This window comes from Actinoplanes sp. CA-252034 (assembly GCF_050956125.1).
GTDB lineage: Bacteria > Actinomycetota > Actinomycetes > Mycobacteriales > Micromonosporaceae > Actinoplanes.
In genome coordinates this window covers 6,610,285-6,635,838 of the sequence record NZ_CP191846.1, presented here as the reverse complement: position 1 = coordinate 6,635,838, position 25,554 = coordinate 6,610,285, and the positions used below count along the sequence as shown (strand labels likewise).

Below are 25,554 nucleotides of genomic sequence, written 5' to 3'. Positions count from 1 at the left end.
GGGCGGAGTCCGGAACGGGGATTTGCGATGATCGACGTCATGGCGACGTCCAGTACCGAGCGGGCGGTCGGCCCGGACAGGGTGGCGCGGCTGCTCACCGAGGTCCTGTCACCGGCGGTGCTGGTGGCCGGGATCCTCTTCGCGGTGGCCTGGGCATCCGTGGAGTCCCCGATGTCGGCGCTGGTAATGGGCGTGATCGCGGCGGCCGCAGCCAGTTTCCTGCCGATCGCCTACATCCTGTACGGCGTACGCCGAGGCGCCTGGACCGACCGGCACGTCGGCGTCCGCGCCCAGCGAACCCTGCCGATGCTGGTCTGCCTGGGCTCGACCGCCTGCGGAACGCTGGCGCTGGCCGCGGTCGGTGCACCCCGTGACCTGCTGGCTCTGATCGGCTGCATGGCCGTCGCCCTGATGGTCGCCACCCCGATCACGTTGCTGGCCCGCTGGAAGATCTCCATCCACTCCCTGGTCGCCGCCGGGACAGCGGTGACCTTCACCGTCGTCTTCGGCTGGGCGCTGCTGTTCACCTGGCCGTTGGCCGGCGCCGTCGGCTGGTCCCGCGTCCACCTCCGCGACCACACCACGGCCCAGGTGCTGGCCGGCGCCCTGGTCGGAGCCTGCGCCACCGGCCTCCTCTACCCGGCTCTCCGCTGACCGTGTCGTGAGCGTTGACCGTGTCGTGAGCGTTGACCGTGTCGGGAGCGTCGACCGTGTCGGGAGCGTTGACCGTGTGTGGCTGTCGGCCGCGGCGGCGCGTCGGGCATCCGGGTGGGCCGTCCGCCTCGGAGTGACCGCCGGGCGTGAGCGGGTCCGCCGGCCCCGCGGTGAGGCGGCGAGCCCCGGCCGGGTTCAGCCCGGCAGGGTGAGCAGGTAGAAGGCGGACGGGACGGCCAGCACGAGGCCGATCAGCGTGAGCCAGACGGCGGCGGAGCCGCCCACACGGATGTCCGAGCGGCGGGTGGCGATCGTGGTGGCACGGTCGTCGGTGGTGAACACGGTCAGGCCGGCCCGGCTCGGGAGCAGCCCTCGCCGGGTGGTGCGGCCCACGGCGAAGACCTCGGTGCCGTGCGGGAGCCGGATCTCGGTGAGGCGCAGGCGCTCGGAACCGCGGAGTCCGTCGATCACGTCGGTGGGGACGATCGGCGGGAGGGGGACCGGTTCGGCGTGGCTGTGCTCGAGCTCGGTGACCACGTACGCCGGTGGGTCGGTCATGATCGGGTCGTAGAGGGCCCGCCGCGGCGACACCAGACGCGGATCGACCGGGATGCGGGTGAGCCGGTCGGCCAGGGCGGGCCAGGCCGGTGACTCGGACTCCAGGATCACGTCGTGGTCGGGGCCGTCGCCGTGGGAGAAGGCACGGCTCGGCTCGCGGAGCAGGATCAGCCTGTACCACGTGCAGTCCTCACCGGTGGCCGGGGCGATCTGCCGGCCGGCGGTGCCGTATTCGGTGGTCCCCTCCACGGCGACCCGGCCGCGGGAGCCGATCGGAGACGGGCGGAGGCGCCGCAGGGTCCAGAGGGCCCGCAGGTCGCCGAGGATGAGAAGTACGAAGATGCCGGCCCCGGCGACGAGCAGGATGCCGAGACAGAGCGCCACAGTCGCGACGGTCATCACGCTGTCACGATAGGGGCCGTGGCGAGCGTCGATATCGTCCGTAGGCGTGATCGGCCCGGCCCCGCGGCCGACGACCGCGGGGCCGATCCGCGAGGCCGTGCTCCGGCGGCCGGCGGCTGCGGGCCGTTCCGCGAGGTCGTGCTGCGGCTGGGGGCCGATCCGTGAGGTGATGCTGCCGAGCCCGGCGGCTGCGGGGTCAGCCGGGGAGGCGGTACTCGACGGACGGTTCGCCGGGCAGGCGCAGCACCCGCCGCGGCCCGGTTCCGACGATCGCCGGGAGTGGCTCCACGGGCCCGTGGTCCTCGATCAGCCCCCACTGGGAGTGGACCGTCTCCAGCATCCGCCGGTTGGCGAGGTCGCAGTCGTCGGGGAAGGTCCAGACGTCGACCGGATCCCAGCTCGCGGCGCCGGGCTGTGGGTCCTCGACGTGCCGGGTCGTCCCGTCGCGGCGGAACTGGATCGCACCGCCGCGGGGCAGGTGATCCCACGCGTCGCTGGTCGCCGGGTATTCGGGTGTCTCCAGTTGCACGAGGATGTCGCCGGAGCCGACCCAGGTGAGCGACTCCGTCCCCGGGACCAGCATGATCCCGTGCTCGGCGGGCACTTCGCCGAGGCCGATCAGCGGGTGCCGCAGCCATCGATCGAGGTGCTCGCGTTCGGGCGGGCGGGGCACCCACGGATGGATCCACTGGCGCGCGTTACGGCGTACCTCATCGTCGGGATCCTTGTCGGCGATCTCGGTGATCCGGGCGACCGAGGCCGGGTCGGCGACCGCCTCCTCCGCGATGCGGTTGAGGCGGTCGACCAGGGCGTTCCAGGTGCGGGGCCCGGGACTCGCGGTCCAGTCGAGCCGCCAGGCGGCCAGTTGCCGCCAACCGTCCAGCAGTTCCGCTACCCGGTCCATCCGCCGAGCATATGCCCTTATGTCCGGAACGGTCCGGTGATGCAGTAGGTGATGCCACCGGACGACGAGCCGCTCGTGCCGCGCTGCGACGAGAAGTAGAGCCGGTTGCCGGCCGGGGTGAACGCCGGCCCGCACAGCTCCGACGAGCCCTGGCCGGTGACCCGCAGGAACACCGAGATCTTGTCGTCCGGCGTGATCATGCAGATCTCCATGTTGCCGCCGTCCTCGGCGACGTAGAGATCGCCGTACGACGACCCGGTCACGTTGTCGACGCCGGTGAGCGGCGCGCTCCCCGAGGTGACCAGATTGTCGTCGTAGGCCAGCTCGTAGGTGCTGGTCAGCAGGTTGACCTGCCACACCCGGTTGTCGCCCTTGGTGGTGAACCAGACCGTGTCGCCGGCGTAGTGGCAGCCCTCGCCGCCGTTGAACGACTTCGACCCGGACACCTGGCTGCGGGTGCGTGTGGGGGAGCCGTCCGGGTCGGGCACGTTCGCCCAGGTGAACGAGCCGGACGTGCCGGACCCCGCGACGAAGACCTGCAGCGTGCCGGAGGACAGGTCGCCCCAGGTGTTCGGCACGAACCGGTAGAAGCGACCGTTGGTCTCGTCCTCGGTGAGGTAGATGACCTTGCGGACCGGGTCGGCTGCCGCGGCCTCGTGCTTGAACCGGCCCATCGCCGGCCGGGCCACCGCGGTCCCGCCCAGCGGATAGGTCTCCCAGACCCGCCCCAGGTCGATCTCCTCGCAGCTCAGCCAGGTGTTCCACGGGGTCTTGCCGCCCGCGCAGTTCTGGTTGGTGCCGGAGAGGATGCGGGACGCGCCGACGATCGCGCCGGTGGAGTCGAACAGGATGCGGGACGCCCCGCCGCCGGCCGACGAGCTGACCTCGGAGTTGGACACGTAGATCCAGCCGGACCCGTTCGGGATGACCGCGCCGCCGTCGGGGGCGTCGTGCCAGGTGTAGCCGGTCCCCGGGACGGTCTGCCGGGAGCGGGCGATCACCTTGCTGGTGAACCCGGCAGGGAGCTGGATGCCGTTGGCGTCGGCGGCCTGCAGTGCGCCGTACGGGCCGGTGGCGTTCTGGGCGGGCGCGGCATACGCGGCCGACCATGCGGTGAAGGGCAGGGCCAGGCCTCCGGCGCCGGCCACGGTGGTACGCAAAAGGGTTCGCCGATCCATGCGCCGGACCGTATTGGCCCATCGAAGACAGTCGCTGAACAGCAGGCGTCGAATCGTTGACCATCAATCGTCGTCCGATTCGGGCGCTTTGTTGCTCGGTGCCCGGACCCCCGTCTCAGCATTCTCCGAGCCGTTGTTGAGGCGATGCCGGCGAGCCAAGAATTGGCCCGGTAAACGTTTCACAAAGTGGGGAGAGAGAAGTGGGCAAGGTAATTCCAAAGTTATTCGGATTCGCGGCCGCGGTCGCTCTCGGCGGCGCCGGAATCACGTTGATCCCGGATGCCGACGCGGCCGAGGCGTCGTTCGCGAAGGGCCCGGCGCCGAGCAACGCGAGCATCGAGGCGGTCCGCGGCCCGTTCGCGATCGTCGAGTCCACGGTGTCCCGGGCGTCGGTGTCCGGCTTCGGTGGCGGCGACATCTACGCGCCGCCCGACACCGGCGCCGGCACGTTCGGGGCGGTGGTCATCGCGCCCGGCTTCACGGCCCGCAGGTCGAGCATGGCCTGGCTGGCCCCACGGCTCGCCTCGCAGGGCTTCGTGGTCTTCAACATCGACACCCTGACCACCTCGGATCAGCCCGCCAGCCGCGGCCGCCAGCTGCTCGCGGCGGCCGACTTCCTGACCCAGCGCAGCACCGTGCGGGCCCGGATCGACCCGAGCCGGGTGGCGGTGGTCGGGCACTCGATGGGCGGCGGCACCCTGGAGGCCGCGCAGAGCCGCCCGCAGTTGCAGGCCGCGATCCCGCTGACGCCGTGGAACCTGACCAAGTCGTTCAGCCGTGTGACCGTGCCGACCCTGGTGATCGGGGCCGAGGCGGACACCATCGCGCCGGTGCGCAGCCACTCCCAGCCGTTCTTCCAGAGCCTGCCGGCCGCACCCGGAAAGGCGTTCCTGGAGCTCAACGGGGCCAGCCACTTCGCGCCGAACACGCCGAACACCACGATCGCGAAGTTCAGCATCTCCTGGCTGAAGCTGTTCGTCGACGACGACACCCGTTACCGGCAGTTCGTCTGCCCCGGTCCGGGCACCGGCTCGGCGGTCCAGGAGTACCGCGCGACCTGCGACCAGTTCAGTCAGTGAGCCCGGTGTTCTCGGTGAGCAGCGCCCGCAGGGCCGGCTCGGCCGCCTCGAAGGCGATCGGGCCACTGCCCAGCAGTGGGCCGTAGAGGACACCCTCCAGGGTCCGCAGGTAGAGGGCGGCGCGGCGGCGCAGGTCGGCCGGGTCGCCCTCGATGCCCGACTCCACGAAGATCCGCAGTTGCGCGTCGATCGCGTGGTGGCGCAGCTCGGCGGCGGCGGTGAAGAGCACCCGCGCCGCGGTCTGCGGCTCCGCCGCGACGAAGGTGCGCATCTGCGGGGCCGAGTCGAGCAGCTCGGTGAAGATCCGGGACACCGCGATCACCCGGTCCGGCCCGGTGCCGCCGGCCTCCCCGGCCGCCTCGGCGATCAGCACCTTGGCGATCGCCCAGAAGACCTCGCCGAGCAGCGCGTCCCGGCTGCCGACCGCGCGGTAGAGCGTCGCCCGGCTGATCGCCAGCTCGCCGGCGAGGAGATCCATGTCGATCGTGGAATGCTGCAGATAATGGTATGCCGCGCCCCGCAGAAGAACCTCCGGGGCGATCACGCGCCGCGCCGTGGGAATGACGATTCTCCTCCCCCGAGAAATGCATCCTGGCCGTAGTGGATACGTTTAACGGGGCGCCGCGGTTCAACGTTTCGGAAGTCGATCGCGTAACGCTGCCGTAATCTGCGCCACGGCGTCGAGTTGATCCGGGGCGAGCGCGTCGACGAACAACTCGCGAACGGCCGTCAGGTGCGGCACGGTCGCGGAGCGGAACGCGGTGGCGCCGGCCTCCTCCAGGACCACGAACGCCCCGCGGCTGTCCCCGCTGAAGCCCTCCCGCCGGATCAGGCCGCGCTGCTCCATCCGGCCCAGGTGATGCGACAGCCGGCTGCGCTCCCAGCCGATCGTGGTGGCCAGGTCCGACGGGCGCAGCCGGGTCTCCGGGGCCTCGCTCAGGGCGAGCAGCACCACGTAGTCGCCGGAGGAGAGCCCGGAGTCGGCCAGCAGTCGTGCCGAGACGACGGTACGCAGCGCCTCGACGGTCTCGATGAAGTCCCGCCATGTCCGCAGCTCGGCGGAGCTCGGAAGTCTCCTGGGCATAAACCTCGGCCCTCCCCTGTTCGACGTGTCGACAACCCTAGTTGACACGTCAACCAGTATGGAGGAAGCGTCATGATCCTCGGCCTCGACACCTTCGGCGACGTCCCGGTCGACGACGCCGGACAGCCGATCTCACAGGCGGCCGCGATCCGGCAGGTCGTCGCCGAGGCGGTCCTCGCCGACCAGCTCGGCGTCGACGCGATCGCGCTGGGCGAGCACCACCGGCCGGAGTACTCGATCTCCACCCCGGAGACCGTGCTCGCCGGCATCGCGGGCGTCACCGAGCGCATCAAGCTCGGCTCCGGCGTCACCGTCCTCAGCTCCGACGACCCGGTCCGCGTCTTCCAGCGGTTCGCCACGGTCGACGCGCTGTCCGGCGGGCGCGCCGAGGTGATCCTCGGGCGGGGCTCGTTCACCGAGTCGTTCCCGCTGTTCGGCTACGACATGGCCGACTACGCCCGGCTCTTCGAGGAGAAGCTCGACCTGTTCGTGAAGCTGCTCGACGAGAAGCCGGTCACCTGGTCCGGCACGACGCGGGCCGCGCTCACCGACGCCGACGTCTTCCCCAAGACCGAGTCCGGCCGGCTGGCCACCTGGGTCGGGGTCGGTGGCTCGCCGGAGTCGGTGGTCCGCACCGCCCGGCACGGCCTGCCGCTGATGCTCGCCATCATCGGTGGCCCGGCGGCCCGGTTCGCGCCCTACATCGACCTCTACCGGCGGGCCGCCGACCAGCTCGGGACGACGGCCCACCCGGTCGGCATGCACTCGCCCGGCTTCGTGGCCGACACCGACGAGGAGGCGAAGGAGCTCTACTACCCGGCGTACAAGATCCAGCGGGACCGGATCGGGGCGCTGCGTGGCTGGCCGCCGCTGACCCGCGCCGAGTTCGACCACGAGGTCGGGTCCGGCTCCCTCTACATCGGCGCTCCGGAGACCGTGGCCCGCAAGATCGCCGGCGCGATCCGGGCGCTCGGCGTGGGCCGGTTCGACCTGATCTACTCCGCCGGCGCCCAGTCGGTCAGTGCGCGTACCCGGGCGGTCGAGCTCTTCGGCGCCAAGGTCGCCCCGATGGTCCGGGACATCCTGGCTTCCTGAAAACCGTCAAACCATCAGGGGGTACGAGGGGAAAGCTCCGTTTCATCCCTGATCAGGTCATATCGTCATCCGACGTGCGAACATGCCTTATCTCCGAGTCGGGGACACGCCGAACCCCATGGTGGACCCGGCTCGCCATCGCCGTCGGGGTCCTCCTGCTGCTGCCCGCCGCGGTCATCGTGCCGTCCGTGGCGGGCCCGCGGCGCGGCGGGCTGTCCGGTCCGCTCACCATCCTGCTGGCCGGCATCGACCCGCGCGGCACCCACGTCAAGCCCCTCGCCGACACGATCATCGTGGCGCACGTGCCGGCCGACCGCAGCGGCGTCTTCCTGTTCTCGCTGCCCCGCGACCTGGTCGTGTGGATCCCGCCGTTCCCCACGACCGGCAGCCCCGGGCAGCGCGCGAAGATCAACGCGGCGATGGCGCTCGGCAGCCCGGTCGGTGGCGACCGCTACGACCCCGCTCAGGGCTACCGCCTCCTCGCCACCACGGTCGGCAGGGTCACCGGCCTGGCCTTCGACGGCGGGGCGGTGATCGACTTCGGCGGGTTCAAGCGGATGGTGGCCGCACTGGGCGGCGTCGAGCTCACCGTCGACCAGGAGGTCGTCTCCGAGCACCTCAAACCGGACGGCACCCGCCGCGACCTGCTGCCACAGTGCCGGCTCGGCGGGAACTGCCTGCGCCCGTACACCGGCCCGCAGAAGACCTACCCGAAGAGCACGACTCCGGTGCGCCTGCGGCCGTGGGAGGCGCTCGACTTCGTCCGGCAGCGCTACGGCCTGCCGCGCAGCGACTACGACCGGCAGCGCCACCAGCGGCAACTTCTGCGGGCGGTCGCGCGGCAGATCACCGACCCGGCCCAGCTGATGAAGGTGGTCACCGCGGTCGGCGACGGGCTCACCCTCGACGACGGCGGCCACGACATCACCGACTGGCTGATCGCGCTGAAGGACGTCGACCCCACGGCGTTCACCACGGTCACACTGCCCGGCGGCCCGGTCTTCGAGAACGAGCGCTACCTCGGCGAACGCTTCGATCCCGCTGTCACGCGCTTCTTCGCCGCGGTCAAGGAGGACCGGGTGGCCCGCTACCTGCTCGCCCACCCCAAGCTGGTCGACCCGTACCACCGGGCACGCCGGCCGTAGCTCAGCCAGGTCAGGGCCGCTTCCGCTCCGCCAGGTCAGGGCCGCTCCCGCTCGGCCAGGTCAGGGCCGCTCCCGCTCGGCCAGGTCAGGGCCGCGCTCAAGGCGCCCGGGCGCCCGCGGACTCAGCGGGAGCGGCGCCGGGCGATGACCAGGCCGAGCACGAGTGCGGCGGCGACCAGGGCGCCGCCCGCGGCGAGCGCGCCCCACGGAATGCCGCCCTCGTCGGGCCGCTGCGCCGCGGCCGGTTCAGCGGCCTTCTTCTTCGGGGCCGCCGACGGCCCGGCGGAGGAGGCGGCGATCGGGGCGGGCGCGTCCGGCAGCGCGTACCGCAACATGTCGACCCCGTTCGCGCCGTCGGTCCTCTCGGAGACGCTGAGCAGGGCGGTGCCGTCCGCGGTGTAGGCGATCGACTCGCCCTGCGGCTCGTCGGGCAGGGCGATCCTGCGCGGCGTGCCCTCACCGATGGCGCGGACGACGGCGTCGGCGGATCCACCCGGCTCGACATCGAACTCGAAGGCGTCGGCGTACGTCCGGAGCGCGACCCTGCCGCCGTCGGGGCTGGTCGCGGCGCCCGTGACCACGAAACGGCCCTTGAATCCGTACGGGTTGTCGGTCGTCGTGACGGGGATACGGAACGCCCCGGCCCGTCGCAGCGGCACGGTCGCCGACGTGTCCAGCGGGCGCTCCGGCACGTACACCCCGGCGGTCAGCGGGTCCTTCGTGACCACGATCGGCGTCCCGTCGCCGGCCACGAGCAGCGCCTCCGCGTCGTGGGCGCCGTCCGGGTAGGACAGCCGGAACAGTGTCGGCGACTTCCCGCCCGGGGCCAGCCGCCACACCCCGATGCCGTCCCGATCGCGGTCGTTGTCACCGATGTCGCCGATCCACAGCGTGCCGTCCGCGCCACGGGCCATGTCCTCGGTGTCCTGGGGTCGTGACGGGTAGGACACCGTACGGCTGACCTTGCACTTCCTCGTGAGGTAGAAGACCTTCCGCCCGGACTCCTCGTCGGCCCCGTCGTTCACCACCACGTAGCCGTCACCGTCGGCGACCAGCCCGGAGATCTCCACCAGCCGGTCGTCCTTCACCCGGCACGACGTCTCCGCCGCCGCGGCCACGGGCACTGCGGCCACCGGCCCCGCGGCTAGCGGGATCATCGCCGCGATCAGGGCCGCGCCCGCGGACAGCACCGTCATCTCTCTCCCACCGTCGCCCGCCCTTTGAGGACACCCTGCCACGGCCCCGCCCCCACGGCCCGACAGCAACTCCACAGGATGCTCACGGGATGGACCGAAATTCGCAGGTCAAGCTCGTGTCATGACACAGATGACCTTTCCCGTCGCGTTTCCGACAACCCGCCGCACCGAGATCGCCGCACCCGCCGAACCGGCCCGCTGGATGCTGCGGGGCGCCGAGCTCGCGGCCGCCATCGCCGTCAACCTGGGCGCCGACCCGATGGTCGCCCCGATCCACGCCGACCGGGGCGTGGTCGTGACCGGCCCGCGCGTCCCGGCGGCGCCCGTCACGTCCTGGATCGCCTCGTGGTAGACGTCACAGCTCCCACATGGTGGTCCACCGGACCGGTCGCCGGCGCCGGGCCGAGCCGGTCTGAGCAGTGATTGCCGGGGGTAGCCGACATCGATTGACAACCGGTCGACGGCCCGGACCCACCGTCCCCACGGACACACGTCAGCCGGCGCTGCCGGTACCGTGCCGCAGTGCCCGACACGCGCCCGAATCTGATCGCCGAACGTTACCGCCTGGTAGGACAGATAGGCCAGGGCGGGATGGGCCGCGTCTGGGCCGCCCGTGACGAGCTGCTCGCGCGGGACGTGGCCGTCAAAGAGGTCGTGCCGGCCCCCGGTCTCACCGATGCCGAGCTGCGCGCGCTCCGGGAACGCACGATCCGCGAGGCCCGCGCCATCGCCATGCTCGACCACCCGAACGTGGTGCGCATCTTCGACGTCGTCTTCGACCGTGGCGAACCGTGGATCGTCATGGAGCTGGTGCCGTCCCGATCGCTGTTCGACACCGTCCGCGACGACGGGCCGATGTCACCCGACCGGGCCGCCCGCGTCGGCCTGGGTGTCCTCGCCGCCCTGCGGGCCGCCCACCGCACCGGCCTGCTGCACCGCGACGTCAAACCCGGCAACGTGCTCCTGGCCCACGACGGCCGGGTCGTGCTGACCGATTTCGGGCTGGCCACCGCCGCCGGTGACGCCGGCATCACCAGCACCGGTGTCGTCCTCGGCTCCCCGCAGTACCTGGCCCCGGAACGCGCCCTCGACGGCGAGATCGGCCCGCCCGCCGACCTGTGGTCCCTCGGCGCGACCCTCTACGCCGCGGTCGAGGGCCATCCGCCGTACGTCCGCTCGTCCCCGATGGCGACCCTGGCCGCTCTCGCCACCGAGCTGCCCGCCCCACCGGAACGGGCCGGCGCTCTGCGGCACGCTCTCACCGCGCTGCTCCAGCGGGACCCCGCTCGGCGCGCCGACGCCGAGACCGCCCGGCGCCTGCTGCTCGCCGCGACCTCCCCGGGCGCGTCGCCGCCGGCCGATCTGCCGCGCTACGAGACCCCGACGTTCGCCGTCCCCCACCAGCGCACCCCCGCCCCGGTCCTGCCACCGCCGAGATCCGCCCCGGCCGTCCCGGTCACCGAGCCCGGCCCTCCGGTCCCGCAGGCGCCCGTCGTCAGCGGCGGTCCTGCCGTCCCCGGGGTGCCGGCCGTGGCCGACCCGCTCGCGGTGCTCGAACCGTCGCCAAGGGAGCCGGTCGATCCGCTCGCGGTGCTCGCGCCTCCGCCCGGACGCCCGGACGCCCGCCCCGCCCCGCCGCGGGGGAGGGACACCGCGCCCGCCTCCGGTGGGGACCGGCACCTCACCGCGGCGGCGGGCGGGCGGGACGCCGCTGTTCAGCCCGTCGTCGGCACGGGCGCCGGGGTGGTGCCGGGGCGGCGGGCGGGTTCAGGCGAAGCGGCTCGACGAGAGCCGCGAATCCGAAGCGCCGTGTCCTCGTCGTTGCCGCCGCTGTCGCTGTGCTGGTCACGGGCGGGCTTGTCGCGTACCCCCGGATCTCTGGCGGAAGCACCGCGGACCCGCAGCCGGGCGCGGCCCTCGCCGGACCGTCGGCGGGTGGGGCCGGCGGCGTGGGCAGCCCGATCGCGAGCGTGCCGGTCAAGGGCACCCGGTCACACGCCACGGCACCGTCGGCCGGCCACTCATCGAGCGGCGGCACCCCGGCGAAGCCGTCCAATGCGGCGGGCGTCACGACCGTACCGTCCGCCACGCCGACGGCGGCCGTCACCACGACGGCGGCGGCCGTCTCCGGCAGGCGGCTTCTGAGCCACGCCACCGGGACCTGCCTGTACGCGGCCGGGACGACCGGCCGGATCCAGTCGGGGGCCTGCAACGACGACGCCGGTCAGAGGTTCACCCACCCGTCCGACGGGACGCTGCGGGTCCGCGGCAGGTGCGTCCAGGTCGCCGGCACCGGTGACGGCGCGACGCTCGATCTGGCCACCTGCACCGGCGCCCGCGCCCAGCAGTGGAACTACAACTCGTCATACGATCTGGTCAACCTGTGGGCGATCAAGTGCGTCGACATTCCGGACGCCGACGGCTCCAACGGCGTCGTCGTCCAGATCTGGGAGTGCTCCGGCGCGTCGCATCAGAAATGGGACTACTGAGCTACGGCCGATAGGCGAGCGTGTGCGACGACCTGCCGCCGGCGCCGCCGGGCCGGGAGGGCGAGCCGGTGACCCTGACGGTCATCGACCAGGGCTCCGGCGAGATCGTGTTCTTCTACGACTGCCGGCTGCCTCCCGGTTCCCCGCGAGACCACCCGGCACCCGCCGCGACGCAGTGAGCCCACCCGCTGCCGGTCAGCTCGCCGGTGCCGGTCCCGGGGTCTCGATCACGGGGCGACCGTGGTGCGCCGGAGCGTGATCCTGCGCGGCCCCTGCTGAGACGGTGTCGAGTGGGACTTATGCTGGCGCGGCAACAGGACACAGCGTGAGGAGCCGGGTTGGTACGCACGACCGTGCAGGATGTCGCGCGGGCGGCCGGGGTCTCGGTGTCGACGGTGTCCCGTGCTCTGACCGGCGGCAGTGTCAGCCCGTCCACCCGCGAGGCGGTGATGGCGGTCGCGCACCGGCTCGGTTACCAGCCCAACCGGGCGGCCCGGGGACTGATCACGGGGCGTACCGGGAATCTGGGGCTGATCGTTCCCGACCTGCGTAACCCGTTCTTCGCCGACGTGGCCAAGGGCGTCACGGCGCGGGCCCGTGCGGTGGACTGCGGCGTGTTCATCAGCGACACCGACGAGGACCCGGTGGCCGAGCTGGAGGCGATCGCGACGCTGCGGCACAACACCGACGGGATCCTGCTGTGCTCGCCCCGCGCCAAGGACGCGGAGCTGCTGGCGGCGGCCGATCCGGAGAACACGGTGCTGTTGCACCGGCGGGTGCCCGGCCTGTCGTCGGTGGTGGCGGACATCGTCGACGGAACCCGGCAGGCGGTCGGTCACCTGCGGGCGCTCGGGCACCGGCGGATCGCGTACGTCTCCGGCCCGGAGGACTCGTGGGCCTCCCGGCAGCGGCTGGCCGGGGTCGCCGAGTTCCAGGGCGACGAGGACCTGGAGATCCTGCCGGTCGGCTCGGTGGCGCCGACCTTCGACGGCGGGGTGCTGGCCGGCGATCTGGTGCTGGCGAGCACGGCGACCGCGGTCCTGGCCTACAACGACCTGGTCGCGATGGGCCTGCTGCACCGGCTGGCGGCGCGTGGCGCGGTGGTTCCGGAGCGGATGAGCGTGGTCGGCTACGACGACATCAGCCTCGCCGCGATGAGCCATCCTCCGCTGACCAGTGTCGCCGTGCCGAAGGACCGGGCCGGCGCGATCGGCCTCGACCTGCTGCTGGGGCGGGGCAGCATGACGGCGGCTCAGGGCGCCGAGGTCATCCTGCCCACCACCCTGGTCGTCCGCGCCTCGTCGGGCCCGACCGGTTAGGTCACCGCTCCCAGCTGCCACGGGATGAACTCGTCGCGGCCCAGGTCGAGGTCTTCGCTGCAGGTGACCTGGCCGGACGCGACCGCCAGGATCGCCTCGAAGATCTGCTCCCCGGCTTCGGTGATGGTGAGCGAGCCGGTGACGATGCCGCCGGTGTCGAGGTCCATGTCCTCGCGCATCCGCTGGTAGGTCTCCGAGTTGGTGGCCACCTTCAGCACCGGGGCCGGTTTGCCGCCGAGGACCGAGCCGCGGCCGGTGGTGAACACGACGACGGTGGCGCCGCCGGCGACCAGGCCGGTCACCGACACCGGGTCGTAGCCGGGCGTGTCCATGAACGTGAAACCCGGGTCGGTGATCTTCTCGGCGTACTCGTAGACGGCGGTCAGCGGCGCCGAACCGCCCTTGGCGACGGCGCCGAGCGACTTCTCCAGGATCGTGGTCAGGCCGCCGGCCTTGTTGCCGGGGAGGGGTTGTTGTCCAGGGTGCCGCCGCCCGCCTCGACATACCGGTGCCACCAGGCGATCCGGTCGAGCAGCCGCTGCCCGACCTCCTTGCTGACCGCCCGCCGGGTGAGCAGGTGCTCGGCGCCGAACACCTCGGGCGTCTCGGCCAGCACGGTCGTCGCGCCCTGCGCCACGAGCAGGTCGGAGGCGTGGCCGAGGGCCGGGTTGGCGGTGATGCCGGAGTACCCGTCGGAGCCGCCACAGTTCAGGCCGACCACCAGCTTCGAGGCGGGGAAGGTCTCGCGCCGTTTCTCGTTCAAACGTTCCAGCAGGGTACGGACCACTTCCGCCCCGGCGCGCACGGTGGCCCGCACCCCGCCGGTGTCCTGGATGGTGAGCCGTTCGACGATGGTGTCCGAGTCGTCCGGCAGCCCGGCGAGCAGCGTGTCCACGCTGATCATCTCGCAGCCCAGCCCGAGGACGAGGATCCCGCCGATGTTCGGGTGGCTCGCGTAGCCGCGCAGGGTCCGCAGCAGGATCTGCCCGCCCTCGCTGGCCGGCACCATGCCGCAGCCGGAGTCGTGGGCGAGCGCGACCACGCCGTCCACGTTCGGGTAGATGTCCATGAGCGGGCCCCGGAACTGGTCGGCGATCATCCGGGCCGTCGACGCCGAGCAGTTCACCGAGGTCACGATGCCGACGAAGTTCCGCGTCCCGACCGCGCCACCGGACCGGCGGTAGCCCTGGAAGGTGCGGCCGTACTCGGCCGGCGGGATCTCGGCGACGGCGGTACCGAACTCGTACTCGTGGTCGACCGCGGCCATGCCCAGGTTGTGCGCGTGTACGTGCTCGCCGGCCGGCACGTCGGTGGTGGTGCGCCCGATGACCTGCCCGTACTTGTGGATCGGCGTGCCGGTCGCCAGGTCCCGCAGCGCGATCTTGTGACCGCGGGGGACGGGGTTCGCGACGGTCAGCTCCCGGCCGTCGTGCCGCAGCGTCTCCCCGGCGGCGAGGTCCCGGGTCGCCACGGCGACGTCGTCGTGCTCACGGAGCAGCAGGGCCACTTCGCGCAGGTCGGATTGCGGCATGGGGAGTCCTTGACGTTTTGTGGGAACGTTTGCACGCCATCCTGACACGCGCGCCGCACGCGGTCGAGACCGTGGAGCTCAGCTCAGCTGCCAGCTGACCACGGGGGCGGCCGGGTCGGTGCCGACGATCAGCTGGTCGTAGTCGTCCGCGGCGAAGACGAGGGTGCGCCGCGCCGCGCCGCCGCCGAATCCGGTCGAGCACGCCACCACCGGCGCCGCCGGGCCGGCCGGGGTGAGCAGGAGAAAGGCGTTCAGCGGCAGGGGGTCGGCGCCGTCGACGGTCTCCACGGTCAGGTCGACGGTCACGTGCGAGCCGGTGGCGCACGGCGCGGCGGCGCCGGGACCGGCCTTCGACGGGGTCACCAGCCATTCGGTGGCGTCCTGGCGCAGGCGGGCGGCCTGACCGGTGGACTTGTTGAGCGGATTCGCGTCGCGGGAGAGGATGCGCGGGCCGCCGCCGAGGAGGGCCTGGAGCGCTTCGGCGTTGCGGGCCTGGGTCTCCGGGCTGTCGGCCGGCCTCCGGCTCGCCCGGCCGAGCTCGATGACGAAGAGTACGAGGAGGGCGAACGCGATCAGCCCTCCGATGATCTGCCTGGGGCTGAGTGACACCTGGTGCTCGTCGCTCACTGGTCCTCCGTGCTCATCGATGTGATCCCGGTGGATGGTAGGTGCTCGCCGGCCGTCGCATACGCCCGGCGGTCGCGCTGTCGGCCGGGACCGGCCGCTCGCGTCGCGGTGTAGCCCGGGAACCCGGCGTGGCTCGTACCACTGAAGGGTCTTTGGTCTATCCTCTTGCAAATGAAAATCGCTTTCACTGGCAAGGGCGGCAGTGGGAAGAGCACCCTCGCGGCGCTGTTCGTGCAGCACCTGCGGGCCGCCGGGCACCGGGTCCTGGCCGTCGACGCCGACGTCAACGTGCACCTCGCGCCGCTGCTCGGGGTGACCGCGCGGGCCGACGACGCGCTGTCGCACCCGGAGAACGTCCGGCGCGTGCGCACGCACCTGCTCGGGGACAACACGCGCATCGCGGGGGTGGAGCACTTCGTGGCGACGACGCCGCCGGGGCCGGGCTCGCGGCTGGTGACGCTGGACGCCGGTGACCCGGTGATGGCCGGGCACGCGACCGCCCTGGACGAGCGCGCGCACGTCATGCACGTCGGCACCTACGAGGTCGAGAACATCGGGTCCGGCTGCTACCACGGGCACCTCGCGATCCTGGAGAACCTGCTCTCGCACCTCGACTCGGCCGACGACGGGTGGGTGGTCTGCGACATGGTCGCCGGGACCGACGCGTTCGCCAACTCGCTGCACGCCCAGTTCGACACCATCGTCGTGGTGACCGAGCCGACGCCCGAGTCGGTGTCGGTGGCCCGCCGTTACCGGGAGTTGGCCGAGGCCGCCGGTGTGCTGGACGCGGTCGCGATCGTCGGCAACAAGGTCGCCGACGACGTCGACCTGACGTATCTGGAGCGGGAACTGGGCGTCGCGCCGATCGCGGTGCTCGGTGCGCAGGCCGGGCTGCGCCGGGCGCGGCAGGCGGGCCGGTCGCCGCGGCCGGAGGATCTGGACGACGCCTCCGCGCTGGAGCGCATCGCCGGGCACGCCGCGGTCCGCTCACTGTCCGCCGAGGACAGGGCGGCCCTCATGCGTACGCTCCACCTGCGCCTGTCCGGCAAGGGGTGGGTCCGGGCCGCCCACGGTGACGTGACGACCCAGCTGGTGTGATCGCCGTGGTGCCTCCCGTGCCCACGGGAGGCACCACGGTTAAATGTGAACACCGGTGACGAACTACCATGTTGCGCGTTCTTCTTGGCGGCTGAGACGAGGCGACATGCGGTGGTTCCGGTTCGGGGCGGGTAGGCGACAGGCTGAGCAGGACCCCGGCCGCCAGCAGGAGATCTACCGCGAGCTGCTGCAACGGTTCGGCCCGCACGTGCCGGGGCGGTTCACCGACCAGGCGGCCGGGGCGGCCCGGCTGCTCGACGGCGACGACGGGATCATCGTGGCGGCCTACGTGCTGCGCGAGTTCGCCGACGCCGCGTTCGCGGCCACCGCGGGCCAGGGCTTCCAGGCGGATCGCCGCGACTACCGATGGACGTGGCAGGGCGCCGGGCCGCGGCTGCGGTCACCGTTGGCCGGTGGTCCGGGTGTCACCCTTCATCCGTACGTGCATGTCGCGGCCGCCGCCACGGTGATGGCCACCCGCGCCAGGCAGGTCGTCAAGCTGATCGCCGCCGAGCCGGTCGTCACCCACGTCCTGGAGATCCTCGACATGGTCACGGCCGGCTGGGAGTACGGCGGGATCGCCCCCGACGCGGACGCCGCCAACCTGGCCGCCACCCTGATCGCGGCGGCCAAGGAGGTCCGGGCCGCCATGCCCGACGCGCCGCCGCTGCCGTCGGGCATCCGTGAGCAGATGCGCCGCAACAACACCGTCGACGTGTGGGACCCCGCCGCCAACCGGATCGTCGGCGGCTTCAACCCCGGTAAGGCGATGCGCGAGGCGCTGCTCGCCTAGGCCAGTCTCAGCTTCCTCGCCGCCACGCCGATCCGGACCCGCTGACCCCAGGACAGCTCCAGCGCGTCCGACTCCAAGCCGTCGGCGAAGACCACGAGCCGCTCGGACTCGCAGGTCAGCTCCAGCTCGGCACCCCCGCTGAGCATGCCGGACGTCTGGGTGACGCCGGTCGCGGGGGAGGGCCACGCCTCCCGGACGAACCAGCACAGCGCCGGATCGTCCGGGGCCGGCAGCGCCGGGGCGGTGGCCCGCTCCCGGGCGATCGACGCGCACCAGCCGGTCGCCCCGGTGCCGGTGCCGATGATCAGGCCGGACGACGACTGCCGCTCCCGCGCCCCGTCGGGAGTGGAGAGCACATAGCGCGCCGACTGGTGGCCCGCGTGGCCGATGTAGACCTCGTTCAGGCCGTAGAGCTCCTGGCCGTCGTCCAGCCGCGCCACCACCATGGTGCGCTCCCGGCTGTCGCGCCGCGGGTCGCGCAGGCGCGCCGCCACCCCGCCGGCCCGGTGCCGGGCCAGCACGCCGGGATTACGGCCGGGCTCCGGGTCGACACCGATCACCGGCTGGCCGTCCAGATACTTCGCCACGTTCGCCACCAGGCCGTCCTGGCCGACCGCGACCACCACGTCCTCCGGCGCGAACAGGAACCGGGGCAGGTCGCCGCGCTCGACGTGACCCCGCCGCCAGTCGGCCGGGACGGCCGCGCCCACCTCGGTGAGCGCGGCCTTCAGCGCCTCGTGCCGGGCCGTCACCTCGTCCAGGTCGCGGCCACGCTGGCGCAGGAAGTACGCCGCCGCGCCGAGCGTGCCGTGCCGGGCGAGCAACTCGTCGAGCTCGCTGCGCCGCGACACGATCACGATCCTCGGGCTGAGGGTGCTCATCGACCCAGCCGCCCGACCAGCTTGGTGAGCACGTCCGGAGTGATGGTGAGCTCGTTGACCGACGGCAGCTGACCGGCCAGCTCCTTGAGCGCCAGCGCCTGCAGGACCGCCGGCGGCAGATCCCGGTAGGCGGCAAGGCGCGCGGCCTCCGCCTCCGCCTCGGCCAGGCCGACGACCCGGGCCCCGGCCGCGCGGGCCTCGTCGCGCACCCGGGCGCCCTCGGCCTCGCTCGCCGCGACCCGCTTCGCCCGCTCGGCGGCGGCGATGCTCGCCACCTCCTTGCGGTCGGCCTCCGCCTTGGCCGCGACCAGCTGCGTCTCGGCGTCCAGCTCGGCCTCCCGCCGGGTGTTGGCGCCGTGCTGCTCGACCAGCTCCTGCTGCCGGCGGGCCAGCTCGATCTTGGACTGGAGCTCGTTCTCGGCGATCTGCCGCTCCTGCTGGACGGCGTGGGCGCGGCGGGCATACGTCGCCTTGTCCGCGTCCTGCTGCACCTGCTCGCGCGTCGGGGTCTGCAGTGCCCGCTCCAGGTCGGGCTCCGGGCGGATCGCCACCACCCGGGCGCTGACCACCGACACGCCGGTCTCGATCAGTCGCGGGTCGGTGGCGAGGGCGTCGGCGACCGACTGCCGCACCGGCGCGATCCCGGTGGTCAGCGCCTCGGCCAGCGGCACCCGGGCCAGCACGTCGAGCGCCGGCTGCTGGGCCAGCTCGGCCAGCAGCGTGGCCACCTGGTCGAGCGGCTGGCCACGCCACCTGCCCTTGTAGGGGTCGATGGAGAAGTCGAGGCGCCCCGCGGCCGCCGCCGGGTCGCTGAACCGGTAGGTGACCGTCGCCTGCACGGTCACGTCGGCGAAGTCCTCCGTGCGGGCGTGGAAGAGCAGCGGCAGCTCGCGGTCGTCGACCGGCACCTCGGAGAGCACGGCGGTCAACGGCCGGTACCAGAACGAGAGCCCGGTGCCCGAGCGCCGCTCCCGGCCCTTGACGGTGTGGCTGACCCAGCTCGTCGGAGCGCCGCGCAGGTGCCGCAGGTGGAGGCGTCGCGTCACGTCGGCCATGGTGGGGTCCCTTCGTTTTGTCGTCACGATGACGATAAAGGGCTGTGGGTATTATCGTCAACATGACGACAACCGTGGTGTCGGTCACCGTGGACCTGGTGCTGCTGACCATCCGTCACGGCACGCTCCAGGTCCTGCTGATCCGGCGCGGCATCGAGCCGTACCTCGGGAAATGGGCCTTGCCCGGGGGTTTCGTCCTCCCCGACGAGAGCCTCGAGGAGGCAGCCGCGCGCGAGCTGCGCGAGGAGACCGGCCTCGACCCGCGCGCCGGGCACTTCGAGCAGCTCGCCACCTACGGTGCGCCCGGCCGCGACCCACGCGGCCGCGTGATCACCGTCGCCTACCTGGCGCTGCTGCCCGACCTGCCGGCCCCGGTCGCCGGCAGTGACGCGGCGAGCGCCTCCTGGCAGCCGGTCGAGGGCGCCGACCTCGCCTTCGACCACGACCGGATCCTCGCCGACGGCGTCGAGCGCGCCCGGGCCAAACTGGAGTACACGCCGCTGGCCACCGCGTTCTGCCCACCGGAGTTCACCGTCGCGGAGCTGCGGGCGGTCTACGAGACCGTTTGGCGTACCCGTCTCGACCCCCGCAACTTCCACCGCAAGGTCACCGGCGCCGAGGGGTTCGTCGAGCCCACCGGCGGCACGGTGATCCGCGACCGCGGCCGCCCGGCCCAGCTGTACCGCCGCGGTCCGGCGGCCCTCCTGCATCCGCCGCTCTTGCGCTCCGCAGCCGGTTGATCACCGGCCTCGGCATCATCGACGGCCACGCCGGTCCTGAGGTGCACCGCGAGGTGTTGGAAGGGGCGCGATTGATGCGGCGGTGGTGGCCGAGGCCCGCGGGACGAGATGTGCCCTCAGTTCGGGCACTTTCGGGCCGATGCGTGTAGGGAAGGCCGCAATCAACCTGCCCGGGAAGTGTCCATGCCTCGTCTTGCTGACCTCAGCGTCGCCCAGCGACTGTCGTCGATCGTGGTGACCGGTGTCGTCGTCGCCGGCGCGCTCACCGGGATCGGACTCTGGTCGCAGGACCAGCTCAGCGAGAAGCAGGCGAGCCTCAACGCCTACACGGTCACCAAGGCGGCGCTCAACCACCTGGACACCCGGGAGGCGGAGCTGAAGGTCGACGCGTACCGGTCGACGCACGGCGACGACGTGACGGGGGACGCGGCCGACGACGTGGTGTCGGCGAACGAGGCCCTCGAGGCGGCGAGCGCCCAGGAGATCGGCGCGATCAGCGAGGCGATCGATGCGCTGGGCAGCAAGGTGGAGGCGTTCAACGTCTTCGTCACCGACTTCGTTGCCGCCGCGGTGAAGGATCCGGCGAGCGTGAGCGTGGAGGACTACGAGTCGATCGCCGAACAGAACGGGGTGGTCGACGACGCGATCGGCGCGATCCACGAGACCCTGGACGCCCAGATCGTGGAGCGTCAGAAGGAGATGGATGCGACGAAGGCGTCGGCGATGTGGTGGATGCTGGTGGTCGCCGGAATCGGCCTGGTGACGCTGGTGGCGATGTCGGTGCCGCTGGTCCGGTCGATCCTGGGCCCGGTGCGGCGGGTCGCCGCGGTGGTCGGCTCCCTCGCGCACGGGGACCTGACCCAGCGGACCGGGATCGTGGCCAAGGACGAGCTGGGCGTGATGGCGTCCGAACTGGACGCGGCGGTGGACAGCATCAACGAGACGATGCAGCGGATCGCCGAGAACGCCGGCACGCTGGCCGGCGCCGCCACCGAGCTGGCCGCGACCAACCAGGAGATCGCCGGGGCGGCCGACCAGACCGACCTTCAGACGTCGACGGCGTCGGCCGAGGCGGAGGAGATCTCCCGCAACGTGCAGACCGTGGCGGCGGGCAGCGAGGAGATGGGTGTCTCGATCCGGGAGATCTCGGAGAACACCAACCGGGCCGCGCAGATCGCCGGGGAGGCGGTGTCCGAGGCGGCGCTGGCCACCAAGCAGATCGAGCAGCTGGGGGTGTCGTCGGAGGAGATCGGCAACGTGGTCAAGCTGATCACGTCGATCGCCGAGCAGACCAACCTGCTGGCGCTGAACGCCACGATCGAGGCCGCCCGTGCCGGTGAGATGGGCAAGGGCTTCGCGGTGGTGGCCAGCGAGGTGAAGGATCTGGCCCAGGAGACGGCGCGGGCGACCGAGGACATCAGCAGCCGGGTGGCGGCGATCCAGCAGGAGACCGGCGGCGTGGTCGAGGTGATCAGCCGGATCAGCGAGGTCATCGCGAAGATCAACGACTACCAGACCACGATTGCGAGCGCGGTCGAGGAGCAGACCGCGACGACGGCGGAGATGAGCCGCAGCATCAGCGAGGTGGCGGCGGGCAGCGGCCGGATCGCGGTGAGCATCGCCGAGGTGGCGCGGGCCAGCTCGATCTCGGTGGCCGGCACGAGCCAGACGAACCTGGCCAGCTCGGAAGTGGCGCGTACGGCCGAGGAGCTACGGGGTCTGGTGAGCTCGTTCCGCCTCTCCTGATCCGGGTGTCCGGTTACTGTCGGAGGCCCGCCCGGTCGCGCGGTGTTGACATTGAACGGGCCTTCCCGTGTACTTCCTGACGTCGATCGGACCCGTGCCCGAAACCTGTGCCACCTTCCGGAAGGCGCCGTGTGAACGTGCACAGGCTCGTCGTCCGAGCCGCCCGGGAAGGTTGTAGGTAACTCGATGTCTCTCAGCGCAGCGCAGATCGGCAGCATCGCGTTCGGGGAGCCGGCCGAGGGCTCGCTCGGCTATCACGGGGGCGAGGTCGACGACTTCCTGGCCCGGGTCGCCGACGAGATGCGTCGGCTGCAGGCCGAGAACCAGGCGCTGACCGGGCAGCTGACCGACCGCCTGCAACGCCTGCAGGACGATCGGGACCGGGCCCTGGAACGCGTCGAGGAGCTGCGGACAGAGCTGGAGAGGGCCCGCTCGGGGGTGCCGTCAGCCGACGGCGAAGCGCCGCGCCTGCTGGAGCTCGCCCAGCAGACCGCCGAGGAGCACCTGGCCGAGGCGCGCGGGGTGGCCGAGGACCTGCTCTACAAGGCGTCCGTCGAGGCCGCCCGCCTGACCAGCGACGCCGAGCTGCTCGCGTCGACGATCGTGGCCGACGCCCGGCACGCGCATGCCGAGCGGGTCGCCGGTCTGGTCACCAAGCGCAGTGACGCCCTGGCCCGGATCGAAGCCCTGTGTCAGGAGGCCCGCGAGCGGCGGGCCGCGCTCATCACCGCTCTGGGAGATCGTCTGCGCGGCATGGACCCGAAGTCGTCGCGATGACGGCGGCGACCAGCTCCTCGAGCAGCTGCCGATCGGCCGGGGGCAGGTGGTCGGCGATGTCGGGCAGCCGGGCCGCCACGTCGGCGTAGAGCGCGTCGCCGATCCTCTTGCCCAGCGGGGTGCTGGAGACCGTGCAGGCGCGCCGGTCGTGCTCGGAGGAGCCGCGCTGCACCAGCCCGCGCCGCTCGGTGCGATCGACCAGGCCGGTCATGCCGGGTTTGGCCAGCCCCAGCAGGCGGCCCAGCTCGGACATGCCGTGCGGCCGGTCCTTGACCAGGCACAATAGCTGCGCCTGGGCGTTGGTGAGGTCGTGGTCGGCGCAGACCTGCGTGAACCGTCGCTGGATCAGGGCGGACAGATACACCAGGTTGTTGCCGAATCCCGGAGTCGCTGTCATGGGCGCCATCCTACCTTGCATAAGTTCGCGCTGCGAACTAGTTTTGTTCGCGCCACGAACTTCCATGGAGGGGCATTCTGATGGCTGACGCCTTCGACTCGTACGACCTGGCCGGCGCCAAGCTGGCCAACCGCATCGTGATGGCCCCGATGACCCGCAGCCGCGCGTACGGCGCCGGCAACACCCCCACCGAGCTGATGGCGACCTACTACGCCCAGCGCGCCTCGGCCGGCCTGATCATCACCGAGGGCACCCAGCCGTCGGTCGTCGGCCAGGGCTACACCAACACGCCCGGCCTGCACTCCGACGAGCAGGTCGAGGCCTGGCGCAAGGTCACCGACGCCGTGCACGCCGAGGGCGGCGTGATCTTCGCGCAGATCATGCACAGTGGCCGGATCGGTCACCCGAGCCTGCTCCCGGACGGCCTGATCCCGGTCGCCCCGTCCAGCGTCAAGGCCGCCGGGCAGCTGCACACCCACGAGGGCATGCAGGACTTCGTCGAGCCCAAGGAGCTCACCGACGAGGAGGTGCGGGCCGCCGTCGCCGACTTCGCCTCCGCCGCCCGCAACGCGATCGCGGCCGGTTTCGACGGCGTGGAGATCCACGGCGCGAACGGCTACCTCGTCCACCAGTTCCTCTCCGACAACGTCAACCTGCGCACCGACGCGTGGGGTGGCTCGGTCGACGGCCGGATCCGCTTCGCCGTCGAAGTGGCCACCGCGATCGCCGAGGCCATCGGGGCCGAGCGGACCGGCATCCGGCTCTCCCCGGCCAACCCGTACAACGACATCACCGAGACCGGCGCCGAGGAGGTCTACCCGGCCCTGGTCGCGGCGCTCGCCCCGCTCGGACTCGCCTACCTGCACCTGGTCGAGGGCGACCGTGAGCTGACCCGCAAGCTGCGGGCCACCTGGCCCGGCACGTTCATCCTGAACCCGGCCACCCACCCGGCGCCGACCGGCCCGGAGGCGCTGGCCCTGATCCAGGACGGCACCGCCGACCTCGTGTCGTTCGGTGCTCTCTTCCTGGCCAACCCGGATCTGCCGGCCCGCCTGGCCACCGGCGGCCCGTTCAACACCCCGGACTTCGCGGCGGCCTTCGGCGGCGACCACCGCGGCTACACCGACTACCCGGCCCTGGGTGCCTGAGTCCTGAGACCCGGTATGGCTCTCACCGCTGTCGCGAGCACACTGAGGCAGCGGTGAGAGCCATACCGACACACCACCCCGGCCGTACGGTGGAATAGTCCTTATTGTGGCGATCAAGATGGTGGCCGGGCTGGAGCCGAGATCACCACGGAGCTGCTCGACGCGGCAGGCGACGGGGGCCGGCTCGACCTGATCGAGGCTCTCGCGTACCCCCTGCCGGTGATCGTGATCGCCGAGCTGCTCGGCATCCCCGCGGCCGACCAGCCGGTCTTCCGCCGCTGGGCGGACGCCCTCTTCGACCACACCGACGTCGACCCGTCGGCGCCGGTGCTGGAGGCCGGCCGCGAGACGATGACCCGGCTCGCGCCGACGATCCGGGAGATGAACGACTACCTGCTCGACCACATCCGCGGGCACCGGAGGGCTCCCGGCGACGATCTGACCGGCCGGCTGCTCACCGCCGAGGTCGGCGGCGAGCGCCTCGACGACCGGGAGATCGTCGGCTTCGTCGGCCTGCTGCTGCTCGCCGGGCACATCACCACCACGGCCACGGTCGGCAACACGGTGCTCAGCCTCGACGAGCACCCCGGCGTGGCTGCCGAGTTGCGCGCCGATCCGGGCCTGCTGCCGGGCGCCATCGAGGAGAGCATCCGATGCCGTACGCCGTTCCCGCGACTCGCCCGGCGCTCCGTCATCGCCACCCGGATCGGCACGACGCTGGTGCCGGCCGAGGCGATCCTGCAGCTCTGGATCACCGCCGCCAACCGGGACAGCCGCGTCTTCGCCGACCCGGACCGGTTCGACATCCGCCGCAGCCCCAACCCGCACCTGAGCTTCGGGCACGGCATCCACTTCTGCCTCGGTGCGTCGCTGGCCCGCCTCGAAGCGCGGGTGGCACTGCGCATCCTGCTGGACCGCTATCGCGACATCACCGTCGTGGCCCCGGTGGAGGAGCGCAATCCCTGGGTGATGATGAGCGTCAACCGGCTGCTCCTGGAGGTCCGTTCCTAGGCGGGGTCCGTTCGTAGGCCCTACGGCTGGGACTCGAAGATCCAGTGCTGGTCGGCGCCGCCGGGGTCCTTGCAGGTGCGCAGCGCGATGACGTCGCCCGGCTCCAGGTCGAGACAGGAGCCGCGGGCGTCGAGCGGCTGCAGCTCGTAGGCATAGTCGTCCTCGGTCCACACCCACGTCCAGTGGTTGAACGCACCGGCCAGACCACACGCCACCGCGTGGACCGGCTGCCCGTCGGAAGCGCCGAACACGGTCAGGCACCGCCCAGTGGACGCGTTGACGAACCGCTGGTCCTCGTGGTCGCCGTCGAAGTCCCACCACTGTCGCCGGTCGCCCGGGGAGCAGGTCGCCTGAGTGACCCGGTAGTCGGGAGTGTCCGAGCTGGTCAGGCACTTCCCGGACAGCTTGTTCACGATCGTCCGGAAGTCGTCGGCGGCCCGCGCGGGTGAGGCGCCGGTCAGGACGGTGAGCAGGACCGCTGCTGCGCTGACTCGGTTGTAATGGCGTTTATGCACCGTTTCATCATGAACGGTTGACGGGTTCGGCAGCCCTCTTGACGGCCGCGTCAGCCACGGGAACCCTGCGGACTTCGGCTTCCTGGTTGCCGGCCCGAGCCCTGCCGTCGGGCCCGAATCGGTTGTCAGGCC

The 25,554-nt window shown here is 72.1% G+C and carries 28 protein-coding genes and 1 pseudogene; 17 read left to right on the top strand and 12 right to left on the bottom strand.

The window, feature by feature from the left end:
• Nucleotides 1-39: 39 nt before the first annotated feature.
• Entirely contained in the window at nt 40-654 is a 615-nt protein-coding gene (locus tag ACQPZW_RS30670; RefSeq protein ID WP_433789518.1) for a phosphoesterase PA-phosphatase, read from the top strand.
• 195 nt (nt 655-849) lie between these two features.
• Here ACQPZW_RS30670 and ACQPZW_RS30665 read toward each other — a convergent pair whose 3' ends face one another.
• Nucleotides 850-1,611 (bottom strand): hypothetical protein, encoded by a 762-nt coding sequence (locus ACQPZW_RS30665; protein WP_433789517.1) that lies wholly within the window; start codon nt 1,609-1,611, stop codon nt 850-852.
• Nucleotides 1,612-1,632: 21 nt separating this feature from the next.
• Between ACQPZW_RS30665 and ACQPZW_RS30660 the strand changes: the two genes are divergently transcribed.
• The gene (locus tag ACQPZW_RS30660) at nt 1,633-1,779 is read left to right on the top strand and encodes a hypothetical protein (RefSeq protein WP_433789516.1); all 147 of its coding nucleotides are present in this window, start codon (nt 1,633-1,635) and stop codon (nt 1,777-1,779) included.
• A gap of 31 nt (nt 1,780-1,810) precedes the next feature.
• On the opposite strand, the gene ACQPZW_RS30655 is transcribed toward ACQPZW_RS30660, so the two are convergent.
• Both ACQPZW_RS30655 and ACQPZW_RS30650 read right to left on the bottom strand, forming a co-directional pair.
• Nucleotides 1,811-2,518: a hypothetical protein gene (locus ACQPZW_RS30655; protein ID WP_433789515.1), complete on the bottom strand. Its 708-nt coding sequence runs from the start codon at nt 2,516-2,518 to the stop codon at nt 1,811-1,813.
• A 17-nt stretch (nt 2,519-2,535) separates the two neighbouring features.
• Nucleotides 2,536-3,696: an alkaline phosphatase PhoX gene (locus ACQPZW_RS30650; RefSeq protein ID WP_433789514.1), complete on the bottom strand. Its 1,161-nt coding sequence runs from the start codon at nt 3,694-3,696 to the stop codon at nt 2,536-2,538.
• A 269-nt stretch (nt 3,697-3,965) separates the two neighbouring features.
• On the opposite strand from ACQPZW_RS30650, the gene ACQPZW_RS30645 reads away from it, so the two are divergent.
• The gene (locus ACQPZW_RS30645) at nt 3,966-4,775 is read left to right on the top strand and encodes an alpha/beta hydrolase family protein (protein ID WP_433789513.1); all 810 of its coding nucleotides are present in this window, start codon (nt 3,966-3,968) and stop codon (nt 4,773-4,775) included.
• Here ACQPZW_RS30645 and ACQPZW_RS30640 read toward each other — a convergent pair.
• Together ACQPZW_RS30640 and ACQPZW_RS30635 are read right to left on the bottom strand one after the other, a co-directional pair.
• Entirely contained in the window at nt 4,765-5,253 is a 489-nt protein-coding gene (locus ACQPZW_RS30640) for a QsdR family transcriptional regulator (RefSeq protein WP_433789512.1), read from the bottom strand. The two genes, ACQPZW_RS30645 and ACQPZW_RS30640, sit on opposite strands and share 11 nt — an antisense overlap.
• 150 nt (nt 5,254-5,403) lie before the next feature.
• A complete protein-coding gene (locus ACQPZW_RS30635; RefSeq protein ID WP_433789511.1) occupies nt 5,404-5,859 on the bottom strand; it encodes a MarR family winged helix-turn-helix transcriptional regulator in 456 nt (151 codons plus the stop codon).
• Nucleotides 5,860-5,931: 72 nt separating this feature from the next.
• Between ACQPZW_RS30635 and ACQPZW_RS30630 the strand changes: the two genes are divergently transcribed.
• On the top strand, nt 5,932-6,954 hold the full coding sequence (locus ACQPZW_RS30630) for an LLM class flavin-dependent oxidoreductase (RefSeq protein WP_433789510.1): 1,023 nt from the start codon (nt 5,932-5,934) through the stop codon (nt 6,952-6,954).
• 74 nt (nt 6,955-7,028) lie between these two features.
• On the top strand, nt 7,029-8,099 hold the full coding sequence (locus tag ACQPZW_RS30625; protein WP_433789509.1) for an LCP family protein: 1,071 nt from the start codon (nt 7,029-7,031) through the stop codon (nt 8,097-8,099).
• A gap of 122 nt (nt 8,100-8,221) precedes the next feature.
• On the opposite strand, the gene ACQPZW_RS30620 is transcribed toward ACQPZW_RS30625, so the two are convergent.
• On the bottom strand, nt 8,222-9,295 hold the full coding sequence (locus tag ACQPZW_RS30620) for a hypothetical protein (protein WP_433789508.1): 1,074 nt from the start codon (nt 9,293-9,295) through the stop codon (nt 8,222-8,224).
• Between the two features lie 130 nt (nt 9,296-9,425).
• Here ACQPZW_RS30620 and ACQPZW_RS30615 point away from each other — a divergent pair, with 130 nt between their 5' ends.
• The 5 genes from ACQPZW_RS30615 to ACQPZW_RS30595 all read left to right on the top strand — a co-directional run bounded on the left by ACQPZW_RS30615 (nt 9,426) and on the right by ACQPZW_RS30595 (nt 13,103).
• A complete protein-coding gene (locus ACQPZW_RS30615; RefSeq protein ID WP_433789507.1) occupies nt 9,426-9,647 on the top strand; it encodes a hypothetical protein in 222 nt (73 codons plus the stop codon).
• A 239-nt stretch (nt 9,648-9,886) separates the two neighbouring features.
• Nucleotides 9,887-11,440 carry a protein kinase domain-containing protein gene (locus ACQPZW_RS30610; protein WP_433797663.1) on the top strand — a complete coding sequence of 518 codons (1,554 nt, stop codon included), beginning with the start codon at nt 9,887-9,889 and terminating at the stop codon, nt 11,438-11,440.
• Entirely contained in the window at nt 11,437-11,784 is a 348-nt protein-coding gene (locus tag ACQPZW_RS30605) for a ricin-type beta-trefoil lectin domain protein (protein ID WP_433797662.1), read from the top strand. Before ACQPZW_RS30610 ends, ACQPZW_RS30605 begins: the two co-directional genes overlap by 4 nt.
• 20 nt (nt 11,785-11,804) lie before the next feature.
• Nucleotides 11,805-11,963 carry a hypothetical protein gene (locus tag ACQPZW_RS30600; RefSeq protein ID WP_433789506.1) on the top strand — a complete coding sequence of 53 codons (159 nt, stop codon included), beginning with the start codon at nt 11,805-11,807 and terminating at the stop codon, nt 11,961-11,963.
• A gap of 159 nt (nt 11,964-12,122) precedes the next feature.
• Nucleotides 12,123-13,103, top strand: a complete 981-nt coding sequence (locus ACQPZW_RS30595) for a LacI family DNA-binding transcriptional regulator (RefSeq protein WP_433789505.1) — start codon at nt 12,123-12,125, stop codon at nt 13,101-13,103.
• Here the strand turns inward: ACQPZW_RS30595 and ACQPZW_RS30590 are convergent.
• Together ACQPZW_RS30590 and ACQPZW_RS30585 are read right to left on the bottom strand one after the other, a co-directional pair.
• Nucleotides 13,100-14,634, bottom strand: a pseudogene (locus ACQPZW_RS30590) (UxaA family hydrolase). The gene ACQPZW_RS30595 and the pseudogene ACQPZW_RS30590 sit on opposite strands and share 4 nt — an antisense overlap.
• A 78-nt stretch (nt 14,635-14,712) precedes the next feature.
• Nucleotides 14,713-15,261 carry a hypothetical protein gene (locus tag ACQPZW_RS30585; RefSeq protein WP_433789504.1) on the bottom strand — a complete coding sequence of 183 codons (549 nt, stop codon included), beginning with the start codon at nt 15,259-15,261 and terminating at the stop codon, nt 14,713-14,715.
• Between the two features lie 171 nt (nt 15,262-15,432).
• On the opposite strand from ACQPZW_RS30585, the gene ACQPZW_RS30580 reads away from it, so the two are divergent.
• Both ACQPZW_RS30580 and ACQPZW_RS30575 read left to right on the top strand, forming a co-directional pair.
• Nucleotides 15,433-16,359, top strand: coding sequence for an ATP-binding protein (locus ACQPZW_RS30580; RefSeq protein WP_433789503.1), 927 nt, complete (start codon nt 15,433-15,435; stop codon nt 16,357-16,359).
• Nucleotides 16,360-16,465: 106 nt separating this feature from the next.
• The gene (locus ACQPZW_RS30575; protein ID WP_433789502.1) at nt 16,466-17,152 is read left to right on the top strand and encodes a hypothetical protein; all 687 of its coding nucleotides are present in this window, start codon (nt 16,466-16,468) and stop codon (nt 17,150-17,152) included.
• On the opposite strand, the gene ACQPZW_RS30570 is transcribed toward ACQPZW_RS30575, so the two are convergent.
• On the bottom strand, nt 17,149-18,033 hold the full coding sequence (locus ACQPZW_RS30570) for a hypothetical protein (RefSeq protein WP_433789501.1): 885 nt from the start codon (nt 18,031-18,033) through the stop codon (nt 17,149-17,151). The genes ACQPZW_RS30575 and ACQPZW_RS30570 overlap by 4 nt on opposite strands.
• Nucleotides 18,030-19,088 carry an SPFH domain-containing protein gene (locus tag ACQPZW_RS30565; protein WP_433789500.1) on the bottom strand — a complete coding sequence of 353 codons (1,059 nt, stop codon included), beginning with the start codon at nt 19,086-19,088 and terminating at the stop codon, nt 18,030-18,032. The genes ACQPZW_RS30570 and ACQPZW_RS30565 overlap by 4 nt, the downstream gene beginning before the upstream one ends.
• Before the next feature lie 62 nt (nt 19,089-19,150).
• On the opposite strand from ACQPZW_RS30565, the gene ACQPZW_RS30560 reads away from it, so the two are divergent.
• From ACQPZW_RS30560 to ACQPZW_RS30550, 3 genes are all read left to right on the top strand, one after another.
• Nucleotides 19,151-19,828, top strand: a complete 678-nt coding sequence (locus tag ACQPZW_RS30560) for an NUDIX hydrolase (RefSeq protein ID WP_433789499.1) — start codon at nt 19,151-19,153, stop codon at nt 19,826-19,828.
• 183 nt (nt 19,829-20,011) lie between these two features.
• Nucleotides 20,012-21,574, top strand: a complete 1,563-nt coding sequence (locus ACQPZW_RS30555) for a methyl-accepting chemotaxis protein (RefSeq protein ID WP_433789498.1) — start codon at nt 20,012-20,014, stop codon at nt 21,572-21,574.
• Nucleotides 21,575-21,760: 186 nt separating this feature from the next.
• Nucleotides 21,761-22,351: a DivIVA domain-containing protein gene (locus ACQPZW_RS30550; RefSeq protein WP_433789497.1), complete on the top strand. Its 591-nt coding sequence runs from the start codon at nt 21,761-21,763 to the stop codon at nt 22,349-22,351.
• On the opposite strand, the gene ACQPZW_RS30545 is transcribed toward ACQPZW_RS30550, so the two are convergent.
• Complete coding sequence (locus ACQPZW_RS30545) at nt 22,299-22,748, bottom strand: MarR family winged helix-turn-helix transcriptional regulator (RefSeq protein ID WP_433789496.1); 450 nt, start codon at nt 22,746-22,748, stop codon at nt 22,299-22,301. The two genes, ACQPZW_RS30550 and ACQPZW_RS30545, sit on opposite strands and share 53 nt — an antisense overlap.
• An 80-nt stretch (nt 22,749-22,828) precedes the next feature.
• On the opposite strand from ACQPZW_RS30545, the gene ACQPZW_RS30540 reads away from it, so the two are divergent.
• Nucleotides 22,829-23,896, top strand: coding sequence for an alkene reductase (locus ACQPZW_RS30540; RefSeq protein WP_433789495.1), 1,068 nt, complete (start codon nt 22,829-22,831; stop codon nt 23,894-23,896).
• 219 nt (nt 23,897-24,115) lie between these two features.
• The gene (locus ACQPZW_RS30535) at nt 24,116-24,907 is read left to right on the top strand and encodes a cytochrome P450 (protein ID WP_433789494.1); all 792 of its coding nucleotides are present in this window, start codon (nt 24,116-24,118) and stop codon (nt 24,905-24,907) included.
• A 20-nt stretch (nt 24,908-24,927) separates the two neighbouring features.
• Here ACQPZW_RS30535 and ACQPZW_RS30530 read toward each other — a convergent pair whose 3' ends face one another.
• Nucleotides 24,928-25,422: an RICIN domain-containing protein gene (locus tag ACQPZW_RS30530; protein WP_433789493.1), complete on the bottom strand. Its 495-nt coding sequence runs from the start codon at nt 25,420-25,422 to the stop codon at nt 24,928-24,930.
• Nucleotides 25,423-25,554 lie beyond the last annotated feature (132 nt).